The 1,189-nt window shown below is 40.0% G+C and carries 1 protein-coding gene and 1 pseudogene; both read left to right on the top strand.

The genetic code is table 11. The annotated features are described in order from the left end of the window. Positions 1-516 (top strand): annotated as a pseudogene (locus LKD71_RS18825) (recombinase family protein); the annotation flags it as partial. Further along, positions 513-1,189, top strand: a 677-nt coding sequence (locus LKD71_RS18820; RefSeq protein WP_227616434.1) for a recombinase family protein, incomplete at its 3' end; no start/stop codon positions are given. The pseudogene LKD71_RS18825 and the gene LKD71_RS18820, both read left to right, overlap by 4 nt.

Here is a 1,189-nt window from a genome sequence, read left to right as displayed (position 1 = left end):
TATGTGGATGACGATGTTCTTCGCCTGATCCAAACGCATATGAAAACCGTATTGGATACAGAAAAAATGATTCAGGAAATGAATGCAGATTCCAAAAATCAGACACAGTACCTGCTTTTGGATAAAGAGGTGGGGAAACTCCGACGGGAACTAAGCCGAATCAGTAAGCGTAAGTCGGATTTATATGAAGATTACTCGGAACGTTTGATTACAGAAGAAGAGTACATACAGTTTTCTCGGATCTATTCCAATGAAATTGAGAATATTAAGAGCCATCTGGACACAGTATTGGCGGCACAGGTTCGGTATTCCCAGGATTACCACATTGAAGAAGGCTGGGGAAATGTGATACATACTTATATGTCAAAGCGTAAGCTGACAAAAGAAATGGCAGATGCCTTTGTGGATTCAATTATTATCCATGGTAAGTATGAGTATGAGATCAAGCTGGTATATGACGATCAGTTTGCAGATTTACAGAAATTAAAGAAAGAGAAGGAGGCGCAGTCAAGATGACAGATCATAGAAAAACAGCTGTTTACATCCGTTTATCCGCAGAAGATGACAATGTAGATGGCAGAGCCAAAAAAGAGAGCGACAGTGTAACTTCTCAGAGAATTCTGTTAAAATCATTTGCAATTGATGAGCTGGGTGTAGCTGAGTCAGATATTCTGGAATATGTGGATGACGGTGTCAGCGGTACTCATTTTAAAAGGCAGGGATTTCAACAGCTGCAGGATGACATGAAAAGCGGAGAAATCGGCTGTGTAGTTGTAAAAGACTTTTCCAGATTTGGAAGAGACTATCTGGAAGTTGGATTTTATATTGAATATATTTTTCCACTTCTACAGATACGATTTATTTCGATTAATGACAGCTATGACAGTGCAGCAAGCAGCGGAATGACTGGTGGAATGAATGTGGCATTGCAGAATCTGGTATACAATATGTATAGCCTGGATTTGTCCAAGAAAATTTCATCAGCATTGCAGACAAGAACGAGAAATGGTACACGCCTTCCGGTAAATGCCAGATATGGCTATAAAAAAGGAAAAGATGGAAGGCTGGAAGTAGATCCGGAGGCTGCAAAAGTTGTGAAAATGATTTTTAAAATGGCAGCGGAAGGAACAAGTTTTGCAGATATTACAAGGGAATTGAACAGACAGGCGATTGCCACTTGTGATGAGCA

Origin of the sequence: Fusicatenibacter faecihominis (assembly GCF_020686945.1) — a bacterium.
Taxonomy (GTDB): domain Bacteria; phylum Bacillota; class Clostridia; order Lachnospirales; family Lachnospiraceae; genus Limivivens; species Limivivens faecihominis.
Note: the sequence above shows the minus strand (reverse complement) of the source record. Positions and strands in the feature narration are given on the sequence as shown.